The following is a 14,779-nucleotide window of genomic DNA, read 5'->3' on the forward strand; positions in this document are numbered from 1 at the left end:
GCGGCCAGAGACCGTAGGTTGGGCTGAGACGGCTCTATCGTCGAAGCCCAACATTGCCAGCTCCGAGGCGAGCTTGGGCTTCGCTACGCTCAACCCAACCTACGGCGGCCCGTAGGAGCGGCCACATCGGCGAACCGCCATGGCCGCGATGCTCGACAAATTTTTGGAAGGACACCCCATGACCGTCCACGGCTATCACGACCTACGCTTCGAATCCGTCCGCGAGGCCTTCGCCGATTTGCTCGCCGCCGGCCAGACCCGGGGTGCGGCCCTGTGCGTGCAGGTGGCCGGGGAGACCGTGCTGGATCTCTGGGGTGGCATGGCCGACAAGGACGGCCAGACGCCCTGGCACACCGATACCCTGCTGAATCTGTTCTCCTGCACCAAGGCCTTCACCTCGGTGGCAGCGCTGCAACTGGTGGAGGAGGGCAAGCTGGCGCTCGAAGCTCCGGTGGCTGAGCGCTGGCCCGAGTTCGCCGCCGCCGGCAAGGCCGAGATCACCCTGCGGCAATTGCTCAGCCATCGCTCCGGCGTCTCGGCCCTGCGCGAGCGCCTGGCGGGCGATGCCCTCTATGACTGGGCACAGATGACCGCCGCCGTGGCCGCCGAGGCGCCCTGGTGGACGCCCGGCACCGCCCACGGCTATGCGCCCATCACCTTCGGCTGGCTGCTCGGCGAGCTGATCCGCCGCGCCGATGGTCGCGCACCTGGCGAAGCCATCGTGGCGCGCACCGCTGGCCGTCTCGGTCTGGATTTCCACATCGGCCTGCCGGCGAGCGAGGACGAGCGCGTGGCCCATATCGTCCGCGGCAAGGGCGTACTGGGCGATGCGGCGGCCCAGCGTTTGCTCAAGACCACCATGAGCGATCCTGCTGCCTTGCCGACCCTGGCCTTCGGCAATCCGTCCGGGGTGCTCACCAGCACCAACAAGGCCGAGTGGCGGCGCTTCCAGCAACCGGCGGCCAATGGCCACGGCCATGCGCGCAGCCTGGCCGGCTTCTATGCCGGGCTGCTGGCGGGCGATCTGCTGGAGTGGGAGACCCTGAGCGAGGCCCTGCGCGAGCACAGCCAGGGCGAGGATCGTACCCTGTTGACCCCGACCCGCTTCGGCCTGGGCTTCATGCTCGATCAGCCGGAGCAGGCCAATGCCACCTATGGCCTCGGCCCCCAGGCCTTCGGCCATCCAGGTGCGGGCGGCTCGACCGGCTTCGCTGACCCTGAGCGTGAGGTGGCCTTCGGCTTCGTCACCAACACCCTGGGACCCTATGTGCTGATGGACCCCCGCGCCCAGGCCCTGGCGCGGGCGGTAGGGGAGTGCCTGTAAGGCCGGGCACCCTGGCAGGCCGGCGGGGGTTTGTCTCGTCTCGCCTGGGTGTGCTTAGCTGTGGCGCATTCATGGATAAGGTAGGCCTGGCCGTACCGGTCGGCCTAGCCTCGAACAGGAGTACCCATGTCGTCGTCCCCGCCGTCGCGCGGCACCATAGCCACCGAGCTGGTGCGCGAGGCCCTGGCCGCTTTCGTCACCGTCGAACGCCCGGTGGAGGCGCTGTTGGTCGAGCTGGGCCTGGATCCGCGCTGCCTGGCCGAGTCGCGGGTGCCGGTAGCGCTCTATGGCCGGCTCTGGCGGCGCCTGGCATTGCGCTTCGATGACGAATTCTTCGGCATGGACCCCCGCCGGCTGCGCTCCGGCAGCTTCGCCTTTCTCTGTCGCCTATGCCTGACCCAAGCCCGCCTGGGCGATGCCCTGGAGCTGGCGCTGGGCTTCTTGAACCTTGGCTTCGAGCGGCTGGAGGCGCAACTGGTCCGCCAGCGCAGCCTGGCGTCGATCCTGCTGCGCGAGTCGGACGAGCGAGCACCCCGCGCCTTCACCTGTTTCACCTACTGGCTGATCGTGCACGGCGTCGCCTGCTGGCTGATCGGCCGGCGCATCCCCTTGCTGGCAGTGGAGCTGCAGTGCGCCGAGCCGGACTTCACCGACGACTACCGGGTGCTGTTTTCCGAAAACCTCAGATTCGGCCAGCCGCAGACCCGGCTGATCTTCGCCGCCGAGGTGCTGGATGCGCCGGTGCGGCGTAGCCAGGCGGACGTGGCGCGCTTTCTCGCCGGGGCGCCCAACAACATCCTGCAACGCTATCGCGATGCCGAGAGCCTGGCCGAGCGCCTCAAGGCCCGCCTGCGTGACCTGCCCGGCGACCAATGGCCGACCGGGGAGGACATGGCGCAGCAACTGCACCTGTCTTCGGCCACGCTACGCCGTCGGCTGGCGGAGCAGGGGCAGTCCTACCAGGCGCTCAAGGACAGCGTGCGCCGCGAGCGCGCCATCGCCTGGTTGGCCGACCGCCAGCTCAGCCTGGAGGACATCGCCGTGGCCCTGGGCTTCTCCGACGTCCGCGCCTTCTACAAAGGCTTTCGCAAATGGACCGGGACCAATCCCGGCCACTATCGCCAACTGATCCTGGCCGGTGCCGCACCGGCCTGACTGTCCAAACCGCTCAGCCCTGTTGCAGCTAAAGGTCATTGTCTGGCGCAAGGCGCGCGCTAGAGTCGAGCCTATTCCATAACAACAAGATCGAGGAAGGGATCATGCAGGACTATGCCGACGTCCATGCTCGGTTCGACTACGCCGCCAGCGTCGCGCAGCGCCTGAGTGGCTCGCTCGCCGCCGTCAACGCCTGTGTCGAATGCTGCGATCGCCATGCGCTGCCCGGGCGGATCGCGCTGTTCTGGGAAGGCCGCGATGGCCAGCGGGAGTCCTGGACCTTCATCGAACTGCAGCAGCGCGCCGCCCAGTTCGCTGGTTTTCTCGCCAGCCAGGGCATAGGCCCCGGGGATAGAGTCGCCGGTTTGTTGCCGCGCACCCCGGAGTTGCTGATCACCATTCTCGGCACCTGGCGGCTTGGCGCGGTGTACCAACCCTTGTTCACCGCCTTCGGGCCCAAGGCCATCGAGCACCGTCTGGCCGTCTCCCAGGCGCGGCTGGTGGTGACCGATGCCGGCAACCGCAGCAAGTTGGACGAGGTGCCGGGCTGCCCCGCGATCCTGACCGTGGGCCAGCGGCGCGGCCTGGGCATCGAGCGGGGCGATTTCAGCTTCTGGCACGAGCTGGAGCGCCAGCCGACCCTCTTCGACCCCGTGTTACGGACCGCGGAAGATCCCTTCCTGCTGATGTGTACCTCGGGCACCACCGGACCGGCCAAGCCGCTGGCCGTGCCGCTCAAGGCCATCGTGGCCTTCATGGGTTATATGCTCGAGGCCGTCGACCTGCGACCCACCGACGCCTTCTGGAACCTGGCCGATCCGGGTTGGGCCTACGGCCTCTATTACGCGGTCACCGGCCCCCTGGCGCTGGGCCATCCCACACTGTTCTACGACGGTCCCTTCTCCGCGGAGAGTACCTGTCGCCTGGTGCGCGAGCATGGCATCACCAACCTGGCCGGTTCGCCCACCGCCTACCGCCTGCTCATCGCTGGCGGCGAGGCGGTCAGCCAGGCCCTTCGCGGCCGGCTGCGGGTGGTGAGTAGCGCGGGTGAACCGCTCAACCCGGAGGTCATCCGCTGGTTCGACGAGCAGCTGCAGGCTCCCATTCACGATCATTACGGCCAGACCGAGCTGGGCATGGTGCTGTGCAACCACCACGCCCTGCGCCATCCGGTACAGCCGGGCGCGGCCGGCTTCGCCAGCCCGGGCCACCGGGTGGTGGTGCTGGACGAGACGACGCGGCAGGAGTTGCCGGTAGGGGTGCCCGGTATCCTGGCCCTGGATCTTGCGCAGTCGCCGTTGTGCTGGTTCGGTGGTTATCTCGGCAGCCCGACCAAGGCCTTCGTCGACCACTACTACCTGACTGGCGACACCTGCGAACTGAACACCGACGGCAGCATCAGCTTCGTCGGCCGCGCCGATGACGTCATCACCACCTCCGGCTATCGCGTCGGCCCCTTCGAATTGGAAAGTGCGCTGATCGAGCACCCGGCGGTGATCGAAGCCGCGGTGATCGGCAAGCCGGACCCGGAGCGCACCGAGATCATCAAGGCCTTCGTGGTGTTGCATCCCCGCTTTGAACCGAGTCCGGCGCTGGCCGAGGAACTGCGCCTGCACGTGCGCCGGCGCCAGGCCGCCCATGCCTATCCGCGCGAGATCGAATTCGTCGCCGAGCTGCCGAAGACCCCCAGCGGCAAGTTGCAGCGTTTCATCCTGCGCAACCAGGAAATCGCCAAGGCCCAGGCGGTTCGGCAGAGCGCCTAGCCACCCTATCCCTGCAAGGAGAACATCCATGCTGATCACCGAAGAACAACAGGGCATCGTCGATATGGCCCGTCGCTTCGCCCAGGAGCGCCTCCAGCCCCACGCCGCCGACTGGGACCGCAGCGGCGCCTTCCCCCGTGACGCGCTGCGTGAGATGGGCGAGTTGGGCTTCATGGGGATGCTGGTGCCGGATACCTGGGGCGGCTGCGACACCGGTTACGTCGCCTATTCCCTGGCCCTGGAAGAGATCGCTGCCGGCGACGGCGCCTGCTCCACCATCATGAGCGTGCACAATTCGGTCGGCTGCGTGCCCATCGATCGCTTCGGCAGTGATGAGCAGAAAGAGCGCTTCCTCACGCCCCTGGCCACTGGCGAGATGATCGGTGCCTTCGCCCTCACCGAGCCGCAGGCGGGTTCCGATGCCAGCGACCTGCGCACCCGGGCGCGGCGCGACGGTGAGCACTATGTCATCGACGGGGCCAAGCAATTCATCACTTCCGGGAGCCAGGCCGGGGTGGTGCTGGTGTTCGCGGTCACCGATCCGGCGGCGGGCAAGAAGGGCATCTCCGCCTTCCTGGTGCCTACCGACACCCCCGGCTACCAGGTGGTGCGCGTCGAGCACAAACTGGGTCTGCACGCCTCCGACACCTGCCAGATCCAGCTCGATGGGGTGCGTGTACCGGCGAGCTACCGGCTGGGCGCCGAAGGCGAGGGTTATCGCATCGCCCTGGCCAATCTGGAGGGCGGGCGTATCGGCATCGCCGCCCAGGCCGTCGGCATGGCCCGCGCCGCCTTCGACTATGCCAAGGGCTATGCTCGCGAGCGGCAGACCTTCGGCAAACCCATCGTCGAACACCAGGCGGTGGCCTTCCGCCTGGCCGACATGGCCACCGAGATCGCCGTGGCCCGGCAGATGGTGCTGCACGCAGCGGCCCTGCGCGATGCCGGGCGACCGGCACTGGTGGAGGCCTCCATGGCCAAGCTGTTCGCCTCGGAAATGGCCGAGCGGGTTTGCTCCGCGGCCTTGCAGACCCTGGGTGGCTACGGCTACCTGAACGATTATCCGCTGGAGCGGATCTATCGGGACGCCCGCATCTGCCAGATCTACGAAGGCACCAGCGACATCCAGCGCCTGGTCATCGCCCGGCATCTGGGTGACTAGGCAATGGTTGCCGTCGCGTCGCACGAAGCCATCGACGGCAGCGGCGAGCGCCTGCGTCAGGCCGCCCTGGAATTGTTCAGCCAGGATGGCTACCACGGCGTCAGCCTGCGCCGCCTGGCGAATGTCGTCGGCCTGCTGCCCGGCTCGCTCTACCATCATTTCGAAGGCAAGCAGGAGCTCTTGTTCGAGTTGATCGAGGACTACGAGCTGGAGGTGCTGGAACTGTTCAAGGCCGCGACTGGCAAGCGTCGATCCCGGCAGGCACCCCGAGCGCTGCTCGCAGACTATCTCCTGCTGGTCCAGGCGCAGCGGGCGTCCGCCCAGGTGGCCCATCACGAGTTTCGCCATTTGACTCCCCTGCAGCAGACCTGCATCCGGGGGATCAGGCACCAACAGGTCCAGGCCCTGAGCGCCGTGCTCCGTTGCGAGGGGCGTGAGCAAAGCGTTGCGCTGGAAGGCCTGGCGCAACTGTTGCTGGCCCTGCCCCCGGCGCAGGCCGACGATGCCGTGGCCAGTGGTGTCGCCGGGCTGATCGTGGAGCTGGTGCGTCCTTAGGCGATCCCGCCACCGTCAGGCTTTTGCTCCGCTCGCCGCCTTGGCCTGCGTCTGACCTTCGAGCATCTCGACCGCGGCACTCGTGGCGTCGCTGGCGCGGATCGCCAGTTTGCGTACCTCGTCGGCGACCACCGCGAAACCGCGTCCAGCGCTACCAGCCCTGGCCGCCTCGATGGCCGCGTTGAGGGCGAGCAGGTTGGTTTGATGGGTGATGCCCTGGATGGTACTGACGATGCGAGTCAGGCGTTGCAGGGTGGCCTGGGCCGCCGCGCTCTGCTGCTCGTACTCCTGGCGCAACCAGCGTTCCTCCTCCTGGCTCTGGATATCGATGATGGCGCCGACCGTGCGCAATGCGGTGCCGTCCGCACTGCGTTGGCTTTCGCCGCGTCCGCGGAACCAGCGATAGTCGCCGCCGCGCAAGCGGAGTCGATAGGCGACGTCGAAAGGCGTCTTGCCGCTGCGGTCGCCGACATGCTCGACGAAGGCCTGCACGGCACGGTCGCTGTCTTCCGGATGCAGATGGGAGAGCCAGCTGTGGAGAACGTCGGGAAATTCCTCCACTGATTCGTAGCCGAGCAAGCGCCGCATCTGCGGGGAGAACCAGATGACATTGGCAGGATTGGCCGGGTCGCCGTTCTTGATGTCGATATCCCACAGGGCATCCTGGATACAGTCGCGGGCGATATCGAAGCGGGTCTTGAGCAGGGCATGGGCCTGGTCGCGGCTGCGCTGCTCGTGAACGTCCTGCAGCGTGCCCAGGAGCAGCGGTGCCTCCCCCGGGGCGCCAGCGAGGCGTCGACCGTGCAAGGTGAAGCCTCGATAAGTGCCAGCGCCCTCTGCCAGGCGCAGTTCGAAGCTGAATGGGTTCGATCCCTGAGGGGTGAGCAGGGCGTTGCGGATCTCCGCGCGCTCGTCCGGATGGATCAGCTCCAGCCAGGCCTGCAACCGAGTTGGCAAGACGCCGAGACCGGGAATGTCTGCCGACCAGCGCAGCCTTGGTTCATCCTGCCCCTGGCCAGGGGCGGGTAGCCTGAGTTCCCAACAGGCCCCGTTGGCAGGAGCGACCAGCTGCCAACGTCGCTCGGCCAAGGTCAACTGCCGCTGCAAATCCTGGCGTTGAACATCCAGTTGCTCCGTCTGCAGCTGCAGTACCCTGACCTGTTGGACGAGGTCCAGCCGCTCGGCGAGTTGCTGGTCGATGGCGGTTTCCAGCCGTTTCAGCCTGGCGTCCGCCGTCGCCAGCGGGGTCGCTCTTGCACCACTCTCCAGAGCGTTGATGAGGCCGTCGAGCTGGCGATAGAAAGTGCGACTGAAAAGGTCCATCGGCAACTCCTTGTGACCCGCCGCGGCGCCAACCCTGGCGCCGGGTAGGCAGTCCTTCGTTCAAGCGGTTTGATAGAGGCGGCGTTCGAGCAAGGCATGGCCTTGCAGGTGAGTGGCGCGTTTGGCCAGGGCCAGTACCCCCAGGTCGACCAGGGGTTCGAGCAGGATGACACTCAGATAGGCACCCCCGAAGCTGGTGATGGCGACCAGGTTGCTGCTGCTGAAGCCTTGGCCATAGAGCGCCCAGAAGGCCACCCAGGCGACGATGCCGGCCTGGAAGGCGGTGGACAGCGCCAGCGCCTGGCGGTACGTGAGGGCTACGTAGGGCGTACCGGGGGCGATCAGGCGCTTGGCCAGCGCCGCCGTGGCGAACAGGGGCACCAGCAGGGTGGTGACGTTCATGCCGTACTGCGGCAGATCGAAGGGGGCGAAGAACAGGCCCTGTAGCAACAGGCCCAAGGCCAGGCCCAGGGCCGCGGGCGCGGCGCCGAAGAGCAGGAACAGTGTCGAACCGAGGATGAGATGGACCTCGGAGACGCCGACCGGGTAATGCGGCAGCACCTCGAAGAAGGCGAACACCAAGGCGGTGGTCGCCAGGCTGCGTGCCAGCAGCGACACCAGGCCACGTTCGCGTAGCGTCGCTCCCAGCAGTTTCAGGCCGTAGGCGCCGGCACCGGCGGCGGTCAGGTAGCTCAGGCCGATCTTGCCGGCATCCACGAGTCCAGGTTCGATATGCATGACGATCTCCAGGCCGCCATGGGGCGGCGCAAGGGTGGGGGGAGTGCTAGTGCGCCTGGCTGACGGCTACGGGCGCGCGGCGAGGCGGGTGGTGGTGGTGCCCGGTGGCCGGCGGACAGCTGGCGTGGCTCAGGGCCACCGCCTGGCCATGGGGCGTGTTGAGATAGGCCTGGCGCCATGCTTCGGTACGCTCGGCGATGGCCGCCGCCGTGGTCAGGCCCAGGCTTTCCACCAGGCGCTCCGTCGCCAGCAACCATTGCCGGTAGTAGGCGTCGTTGACGCTTTCGGTGGCGGTAGCCGGTGCTTCCTTTATTACGACGCTGAAGATCGCCACCCAGTCCTGCCAGGGAAAGAGCCCACCGCGGTGCAGATGAACCACTAGGGAAAAGGCCTGGGCCTGCCAGGGACTGTCGAAGGTCGGGCCCTCTCCACTGGGCGACAGGGGCTGTTCGAGTACAGGAGTCGTCATACCGCCTCCAGATAGCTGTCCCACAGATCGATGCAGATGGAATCGGAGCTGTCGTTGCCCCAGAGCTCCCGGGCGCTGAAGCGCACCGCGTAGACCTGCTGCGGTTGTTCGCCCAGCCCATGGGCGACGGTGTCCGGCGTGACGAACAGCCCTTGCACCCGTTCGATGGTGCCGAGCTTGCCGCGGGCATAGCGCGGCAGGCGGGTGTGGCCCTCAGGGTTGAGATTGCGGGTGCGCACCTGATCGCCAAGCTGGAAGCGTCCCGGCTCGCCATGGGTGGTGCGGGCCGAGGCCCCGCCCAGCACCACCGGCTGGACCAGCTCGGGCGTCAGCACCGTGACCGGCTGGGTCGGCGCTGTCGGCTTGGCCTGGCCTTGCAGCTCCTCGACGCTGATCACGCCCTTTTCCAGCAGGAGCGTCTCGAAGGCGTGCAGCCAGTGTTCGTAGTAGCTCGATTCCAGGTACTCGCTGGGCGCCATGCGTTCGATGGCGTGACGGAATTCGTCGACATTGAAATAGCCGCCGACGAACAGCGAAGGAAAGAGCGCGAACACCCGCCGCTCCCACTCTGCATGGAACACCGGCTCGCTGGCGGGTGGGGCGATGGGGCCGAGGCCGTGCATGCCGCCGAGATCGTGGATACCGTTCATGGGCGAAGCTCCTCTGCTAGGCGGCCGCGGGCGTCAGTGCCAGCCCGGTGCCGATCATGGAATCGCGGGTGACCAGGGCGGCCAGTTGCTCCTCGCTCCAGCCAGCGGTGCCGTCCGGGCGCTGCGGCAGCACCAGGTAGCGCAGTTCGGCGCTGCTGTCCCAGACGCGGATCTCCCGGTCCGCGGCGATGCTCAGCCCGAACTCGGCCAATACCCCGCGCGGGTCCATGACGATGCGCGAGCGATAGGGCGCGGACTTGTACCAGACGGGCGGCAACCCCAGGGTCGGCCAGGGGTAGCAGGAGCAGAGGGTACAAACGGTCACGTTGTGCACCGCCGGGGTGTTCTCCACCACCACCATGTCCTCGCCCTGGACGCCGGAAAAGCCCAGCTCGGCGATGGCGGCGGTGGCGTCCTCCAGCAAGCGACGGCGGTACTCGGGATCGGCCCAGGCCTTGGCCACCACCTGGGCGCCATTGCGCGGGCCGATCTGGTGCTCGTAGGTATCGATCAGGGCGTCCATGGCGACCGGATCGATCAGGCCCTTCTCGAGCAGTATCGATTCCAGCGCCTTGACGCGCAGGGCGACGTCTTCCGGCGGCTCGGTGTGATCGTGGTGGGCGTCAGTCATGGCGGGTCTCTCCAAGGTTGGGTGAGCTGCTTTCTTCGCGGGTTATCAGTTCTAATCAGTCAAGAAGCGTGGGCGGCAGGATCTACCGTCATCGAGTGACTGTCCTGGACGACTCCGGCCTCGAATTCACCGGCGTGGGTGAGCCGTGTCCAGGCATCGGGGCCCGCTTCTATCTCCGTGACCTCCAGCAGGCAGGCGTCCAGTTCCTCCTTGAGCCTTGCCCAGTCGATCGCCTGCCCGATGAAGACGATCTCCTGCCGGCAATCACCGGTCTGCTCGTTCCACTTCGCCAGAATGGCCTGCCGTCGGTAGTCATCCTGCGGCCACTCTGCGGCGGCGATGAACTGCCACCAGCGTCCGACGTAGCCCCATTCGAAGCGCCCACCGCTTTGCACGAGCATGCCGATGTCCCGGTAGCGGTGGGCGAGCCAGATATAACCCTTGCAGCGCAACAGTCGGCCGTTGCGCCAGGATTTCTCCAGCCAGGCGAGGAGGCGTCCGGGATGGAAGGGCGCGCGTTCGCAATAGACCCAGGAGGCGATGCCGTAGGTATCCGATTCCGCCGGATGTTGGTCGCCAGCCTCCAGCCGTCTGTTCCAACCTGGCGCGCGGACCAGACTCGGCAGATCGAAGCGACCTGTGTTCAGGATGGCCGCAAGGTCCACCTCACCCTGCGTCATGGGCAGGATCCGCGCAGTGGGATTCAACGCCGCCAACAGGGCCTGCAAGCGGGCAAAGCCGCTGTCGCCGATCTGATCATGGCGGCTGACCAGGATGACGTTGGCATACTCCACCTGTTCGATCAGCAGATCGGACAAGGGTCGTGGTGAGCCCTCTTCGGTTCCGCCGCTGAGCACCCTGTCCGTCGAGTCCAGGAGTGTTGCGAAACGGCTGCCATCGACCACCGTGACGAGGGTGTCGAGCCGGGCCAGCTCGCTCAGGCTGAACCCGGACTGATCGAGAAAGGCGAAGGTCTCGGCCACCGGCATGGGTTCGGAGATTCCCGTGGACTCGATCAGCAGATAGTCGAAGCGCTGTTGCCGGGCGAGGGCGCTGACCTGCTCCAGCAAGTCGGCGCGCAGCGTGCAGCAGATGCAGCCGTTGCTCATCTCGACCAGTTCGTCGCGACCACGCTGCAACTCGACGCCACGTTGCACTTCGTTGGCGTCGATGTTGATCTCGCTCATGTCGTTGACGATCACGGCCACCTTCATGCCTGCGCGATTGCGCAGGACATGATTGAGCAGCGTGGTCTTGCCTGCGCCCAGGAAGCCCGAGAGCACCGTCACCGGCAGGCGAGCCGAGGCGTTTGCTCGCCTCATGCGCTCGCTTCCGATGGCTCGGTCACCTTGTCCAGGTAGCTTTCGAACAGGTCGACCACCACCAGGCCGTCGTCGGCGGCATCGCCCCAAAGATCCTTCACCCGAAACTCTACGTGGTAGGTGGGCTGGTGAGCGGCGCTGGTATCGCCATGCCCGATGGCATCGGGGAAGGGCCAGGTTTCCGTGGTCCGATGCAGAATGACGCCCTGCTTGCCACGCACGTAGCCAGGCATGCGGATGTGGCCGGTGACGTGTTCGTCGCGCACCACGACCCGATCACCGACCTCGAAGGACGGTCGGCCGGTGATGGCCGGGCGACCCTTGGAGAGTGCCGGATTGGCCAGCTTGAAGGGTGAGCCCAGGGCCTCGTCGAGTTCGGCCTGGGTCAGCACGCCGGTTTCCACCAGCAGCGAGGCAGTGGCGATAACGTAGCGTTCGTAATAAAGGGTATTGGCATGCTGGCGAACGTCGATCCGCTCGACGGCGTGGCGCACCTCATCGACACTGAATTTCTTTAGTTGATCGACACCGACGAACATCAGGCCGTAGGCCAGGTGTTCCCAGTCGTACTTGAATACCGGCTTGTAGCTCAGGGTGTTGATGGTGTGCGGAATCTTGCCGAAACCCTGGAATCCGCCGAGATCGTGAAAACCGTTCATGAAATTGTCTCCAATAGCTGAATGATGCCGGGCTGTTCTCGAGACTGATCACGCTCTGTTGTGCGTCGGCATGGCCGCCAGGTAACCCTTCTGGAGCGCCAGCCTGTCTCGCTGCCCTGGCCGTTTCCTGGGGCTGCCCAGGCTTGGCGTGTCGCTCGCAGGCGAGAGCGTGCGTTGGGTTTCAGGGTTTGCCGGGCAGGGCGACGCCGATCAGCACGTCCTTGGTCACCAGGCCGCGCAGTTGCTCCTCGCTCAGGTGCTCGGTGCCAGCGGGGCGCATCGGCAGGACCAGGTAACGCGTTTCCGCCGTGGTGTCCCAGACCTTGACGGTCATGCCCGCTGGCAGCTCGGTACCCAGTTCGCGCAGCACGGTGCGGCCCTCGCGGACCAGCCGGGCACGGAATTCGAAGCTCTTGTACCACTCCGGCGGCAGCCCAAGGACTGGCCAGTTGGTGCAGGAACACAGGCTGCAGACGATTACGTTCTTGACCGTCGGGGTGTCTTCCAACGCGACGATGTACTCACCCTGGGGGCCGGTATAACCGAACTGGGCGCAGGCGGCCGTGCCATCGCGCAGCAGCAGATCCCGATACTCGGGGTCGACCCAGGCTTTGGCCACCACGTGGGCGCCGTTGGCCGGGTCGAATTGGTTCGACATAAGGTCGTTCATGCCTTCCAGATAGCCCTCGGGAATCAGGTTCTTGTCCTTCATGACCTTGAACAGCGCCCAGGCGCGCTCACCGGGTGTGGACGTTTGGTATGCAGAGGTACTCATCGGGTCACTCCTTCGATCTACACGGTTGGGAAAAACACTTTGGTTGTGGGGTGGGGCTGCACGCTCACAGGGTTCGCCAGTCCACGCTGGCCTCGAAGGCCGCGGCGGCCTGGTAGATCGTGCTTTCGGCGTAATGCCGGCCCACCAACATCGCCCCGACCGGCAGGCCATCCACGGTGCCGCACGGCAGCGACATGGCCGGATGACCGGTGATGTCGAGGGGAGCGGTGTTGCCGATCATCTCGAAGGCGCGGGCGACGTATTCGGCCAGCGGAGCATCCGCCGGCGGCAGCGGCTGGGCGACGATGGGCAGGGTGGGTAGCAGCAGCAGGTCGTAGCGCTCCAGGGCTTGGTCATAGCCGGCCCGGGCCCGACGGGCGATGTTCTGGGCCTTGGCGTAGAAGCGCCCGCGATAGCGCTCGAGACCGTACTGGCCGACGAACATGCACAGCTTGAGGGTGGGCGACAGCGCATCGGCCCGCTCGCGCCAGGCGCTGTGGGCATCCAGCAGGCCGACGTCATAGAGACCCTTCCAGTTAAAGCCCATGCCGTTGCCGTGCATCATCTGGGCGGTAAGGCCCTCGCAGCCGATGGGCTGCCAGAGCGCGCCGGCCAGCAGGTGCTCGGGTACCGAGACCTCCTCGACCCGGGCGCCTAGGCTTTCCAGCCGCGCGGCGGCCTCTCGCACCCGGTCCGCCACCCGCGGATCCAGGTTGGCCAGCCCGAAACCTTCGCTGAGCAACCCGATGCGCAGGCCTGCCACCCCGCGTTCCAGGGCCTGGGTATAGGGGGCCACCGGCGGCGCGTACTGGCGCGGATCGAAGCCATCGGCGCCGGCGATCACTTCCAGCATCAGGGCGTTGTCGGCCACGTTGGCGGTGATGGGGCCGAGGTGATCCACGGTCGCCTCGATGGGCATGGCCCCGGTGTAGGGCACCAGGCCGTGGGTGGGCTTCATGCCATAGGTGCCGCAGAAGGCCGAGGGGATACGGACGGAGCCGCCCTGGTCGCCACCGATGGCCATGTCCACCACCCCGGCGCCCACCAAGGCGGCGCTGCCGGACGAGGAGCCGCCGGCGCTGTAGCCATGCCGACGAGGGTTGTGCACTGGCGCCGGATCCGAGGTGTGGCTGCCGCCGGACAGGCAGAAGTGCTCGCAGGTAGCCTTGCCCAGGATGGTGGCGCCGGCCTCCAGCAGGCGGGTCACCACGGTGGCGTCGTAACTCGGTACGAAGCCTTCGAGGGTGGTGGAGCCGTTCATCATCGGCACCCCGGCCAGGGCGATGTTGTCCTTGAGCGCCACGGTGCGCCCGGCCAGTTTGCCGCTGCTGGCACCCTGGACTTCGGCCCGGTAGTACCAGGCGTTGAGCGGATTTTCCGCGGCAACGGGCCGGTGGCCGGCGCCGCGGGCGAAGCGTACCGGCGGGACTTCGTCGGGGAGATCGTCGATCAGGTCGTAGGCGTCGAAACTAGCCTGCATCAGCGCCAGGTAATCCTGCGCCTGGTCGGTGCTCAACTGCATGTGCAGACGCCCGGCAAGGGCCTGGAGTTGGGCGGGAGTGGGGCGGGTGATGGCCATGTGGGTGTCCTTTAGTTGCGCCGCTACCGTCCGGCGGCGGGCTTTCGAAGAGGTTTCGCAGGCTCCGGCGAGCGGAGCGGTGAGGGTCTGGCGCTAGCCTTTCTTGCCTGGCGCTGGCCAGGTGATGCCTACGCTCTGCATGCCCTTGGCTACGTCCATTTCGGGGTGGGCCAGGACCACGTCGCGATACGACGGGCTGCCGATGACCGCCGGCTTGAACTTGGTCAGGAAGGCGTTGACCTCTTCGCGGATGTCGGCCGGCACCTTGGCGTCTTCGTAGCAGGCGTCGAGGCATTCGAAGACCGCTTGCCAGTGGACTTCGGTCAGGCCCATGCCGCGGTGGGCGGTCACCATGTCCCGACCGCGGTACTTGGCCTGGCCGCCCCAGTGCTCGGACAGGAAGTCGACGAAGTTGATGTGTTCCTTCTGGAACGTCGACTCGGACATGTGACTCCAGATATGCCCGATGGCCGGATGTTCCATGCACTTGCGCAGGATCAGGCCGGCGAAGCTATAGATGGCGTCATAGCCGCCGAGGCGTTCGTAGAGTGAAGGCTGTAGTGCGCTGGTCATGGGTTCTCTCCTAAATCGATACGGTGGGTCGTCTTCTGGTCGCCGCCCGGATTTCCGTGGCTGCATTCACACTAGGGCAGATCGAGGCGGGCAGGCTTGGC

Annotated in this window: 14 protein-coding genes and 1 pseudogene; 5 read left to right on the forward strand and 10 right to left on the reverse strand. The window is 66.6% G+C overall.

Going from position 1 to position 14,779, the window contains the following annotated elements:
• Positions 1 to 178: 178 nt before the first annotated feature.
• From CCZ28_RS00610 to CCZ28_RS00630, 5 genes are all read left to right on the forward strand, one after another.
• Positions 179 to 1,324, forward strand: a complete 1,146-nt coding sequence (locus CCZ28_RS00610; RefSeq protein WP_140215055.1) for a serine hydrolase domain-containing protein — start codon at positions 179 to 181, stop codon at positions 1,322 to 1,324.
• Positions 1,325 to 1,450: 126 nt separating this feature from the next.
• Positions 1,451 to 2,479: an AraC family transcriptional regulator gene (locus CCZ28_RS00615; RefSeq protein ID WP_140215056.1), complete on the forward strand. Its 1,029-nt coding sequence runs from the start codon at positions 1,451 to 1,453 to the stop codon at positions 2,477 to 2,479.
• A gap of 104 nt (positions 2,480 to 2,583) precedes the next feature.
• Entirely contained in the window at positions 2,584 to 4,242 is a 1,659-nt protein-coding gene (locus tag CCZ28_RS00620) for an AMP-binding protein (protein WP_140215057.1), read from the forward strand.
• Positions 4,243 to 4,270: 28 nt separating this feature from the next.
• Positions 4,271 to 5,404, forward strand: a complete 1,134-nt coding sequence (locus CCZ28_RS00625) for an acyl-CoA dehydrogenase family protein (RefSeq protein WP_140215058.1) — start codon at positions 4,271 to 4,273, stop codon at positions 5,402 to 5,404.
• Between the two features lie 3 nt (positions 5,405 to 5,407).
• Positions 5,408 to 5,959, forward strand: coding sequence for a TetR/AcrR family transcriptional regulator (locus tag CCZ28_RS00630; RefSeq protein WP_140215059.1), 552 nt, complete (start codon positions 5,408 to 5,410; stop codon positions 5,957 to 5,959).
• Between the two features lie 15 nt (positions 5,960 to 5,974).
• On the opposite strand, the pseudogene CCZ28_RS24950 reads toward CCZ28_RS00630, so the two are convergent.
• The 10 genes and pseudogenes from CCZ28_RS24950 to CCZ28_RS00680 form a co-directional block, all read right to left on the reverse strand.
• Positions 5,975 to 6,613: pseudogene (locus tag CCZ28_RS24950) on the reverse strand (methyl-accepting chemotaxis protein); the annotation flags it as partial.
• Positions 6,614 to 7,342: 729 nt separating this feature from the next.
• Positions 7,343 to 8,020 (reverse strand): energy-coupling factor ABC transporter permease, encoded by a 678-nt coding sequence (locus tag CCZ28_RS00640; protein WP_140215061.1) that lies wholly within the window; start codon positions 8,018 to 8,020, stop codon positions 7,343 to 7,345.
• Positions 8,021 to 8,066: 46 nt separating this feature from the next.
• Positions 8,067 to 8,489, reverse strand: a complete 423-nt coding sequence (locus tag CCZ28_RS00645; protein WP_140215062.1) for a nitrile hydratase accessory protein — start codon at positions 8,487 to 8,489, stop codon at positions 8,067 to 8,069.
• On the reverse strand, positions 8,486 to 9,139 hold the full coding sequence (gene nthB / locus CCZ28_RS00650) for a nitrile hydratase subunit beta (protein ID WP_140215063.1): 654 nt from the start codon (positions 9,137 to 9,139) through the stop codon (positions 8,486 to 8,488). Before nthB (CCZ28_RS00650) ends, CCZ28_RS00645 begins: the two co-directional genes overlap by 4 nt.
• 16 nt (positions 9,140 to 9,155) lie before the next feature.
• The gene (gene nthA, locus CCZ28_RS00655; RefSeq protein ID WP_140215064.1) at positions 9,156 to 9,770 is read right to left on the reverse strand and encodes a nitrile hydratase subunit alpha; all 615 of its coding nucleotides are present in this window, start codon (positions 9,768 to 9,770) and stop codon (positions 9,156 to 9,158) included.
• A gap of 59 nt (positions 9,771 to 9,829) precedes the next feature.
• Positions 9,830 to 11,092: a GTP-binding protein gene (locus tag CCZ28_RS00660; protein ID WP_140215065.1), complete on the reverse strand. Its 1,263-nt coding sequence runs from the start codon at positions 11,090 to 11,092 to the stop codon at positions 9,830 to 9,832.
• On the reverse strand, positions 11,089 to 11,751 hold the full coding sequence (gene nthB / locus CCZ28_RS00665) for a nitrile hydratase subunit beta (RefSeq protein ID WP_140215066.1): 663 nt from the start codon (positions 11,749 to 11,751) through the stop codon (positions 11,089 to 11,091). The genes CCZ28_RS00660 and nthB (CCZ28_RS00665) overlap by 4 nt, the downstream gene beginning before the upstream one ends.
• A 181-nt stretch (positions 11,752 to 11,932) precedes the next feature.
• Positions 11,933 to 12,526, reverse strand: coding sequence for a nitrile hydratase subunit alpha (gene nthA, locus CCZ28_RS00670; protein WP_140215067.1), 594 nt, complete (start codon positions 12,524 to 12,526; stop codon positions 11,933 to 11,935).
• A gap of 64 nt (positions 12,527 to 12,590) precedes the next feature.
• Positions 12,591 to 14,105 (reverse strand): amidase, encoded by a 1,515-nt coding sequence (locus CCZ28_RS00675; RefSeq protein WP_140215068.1) that lies wholly within the window; start codon positions 14,103 to 14,105, stop codon positions 12,591 to 12,593.
• 93 nt (positions 14,106 to 14,198) lie between these two features.
• Complete coding sequence (locus CCZ28_RS00680; protein WP_140215069.1) at positions 14,199 to 14,678, reverse strand: group I truncated hemoglobin; 480 nt, start codon at positions 14,676 to 14,678, stop codon at positions 14,199 to 14,201.
• Positions 14,679 to 14,779 lie beyond the last annotated feature (101 nt).

Origin of the sequence: Pseudomonas oryzihabitans, from assembly GCF_006384975.1 — a bacterium.
GTDB lineage: Bacteria > Pseudomonadota > Gammaproteobacteria > Pseudomonadales > Pseudomonadaceae > Chryseomonas > Chryseomonas psychrotolerans_B.